The sequence below is a fragment of the Pantoea sp. S61 genome, from assembly GCF_016625145.1.
Lineage (GTDB): Bacteria > Pseudomonadota > Gammaproteobacteria > Enterobacterales > Enterobacteriaceae > Pantoea > Pantoea rwandensis_B.
The window spans coordinates 1-818 of sequence record NZ_JACVUO010000061.1 but is presented as its reverse complement, the minus strand read 5'-3'; the positions used below and the strand labels follow the sequence as shown (position 1 = coordinate 818).

Annotated in this window: 1 protein-coding gene and 1 pseudogene; both read left to right on the top strand. The window is 57.9% G+C overall.

Features of this window, described 5'->3' with window-relative positions; all coding sequences use genetic code 11:
* Positions 1-210 (top strand): annotated as a pseudogene (locus tag IAE30_RS29865) (hypothetical protein); the annotation flags it as partial.
* Positions 207-818, top strand: a 612-nt coding sequence (locus tag IAE30_RS29860; RefSeq protein WP_200681637.1) for an LLM class flavin-dependent oxidoreductase, incomplete at its 3' end; no start/stop codon positions are given. The pseudogene IAE30_RS29865 and the gene IAE30_RS29860, both read left to right, overlap by 4 nt.

Below are 818 nucleotides of genomic sequence, written 5' to 3'. Positions count from 1 at the left end.
ACGGGCAGCACCTTGCCAGCGGTACCGCAGGGCGAATGGGTGGATGTCCACACGCTGGCGCAGCTGCCGGTGCCGGACAGAGCGCTGAAATCGCTGGTCGACCGCTTTATCCGCGAAAATGCGGTGGGCAATTACGGTCTCTATTACGGTGACGAACTCGAAGGTTCTGTGCGTCACTTCTTCACCGCGTCTCATCAGGAGGTGGTATGAAACTTTCCCTGTTCCTGCACATGGAACGCGTGTCAGCCGATGACGCGCAGGACAAGTTGTACGATGAGATGATGGAGCTGTGTGAAATCGCGGATAAAGGCGGCTTGCACGCTATCTGGACCGGCGAGCACCACGGCATGAATTTCACTATCGCGCCGAATCCGTTTATCAACCTGGTGGATATCGCCAGCCGCACCCAAAACGTCCGTCTGGGCACCGGCACCATTATTGCGCCCTTTACCCATCCGATCCGTCTGGCGGGTGAAGCGGCAATGACGGACCTGATCACCAAAGGGCGTCTGGATTTGGGGATTGCACGCGGCGCGTACTCCTATGAATACGAGCGCCTGATGCCAGGGATGGATGCCTGGGAAGCAGGTCAGCGGATGCGTGAGTTGGTGCCTGCAGTCAAAGCGCTGTGGAAAGGCGACTACGAGCATAAAGGCGAGTTCTGGAATTTCCCGTCCACCACTTCCTCGCCGCAGCCAAAACAGCAGCCGCATCCGCCAATCTGGGTGGCCGCGCGTGACCCGAACAGTCATGAATTCGCAGTGAAAAACGGTTGTAACGTGCAGTGCACGCCACTGCATCAGGGCGAAGAAGAGATC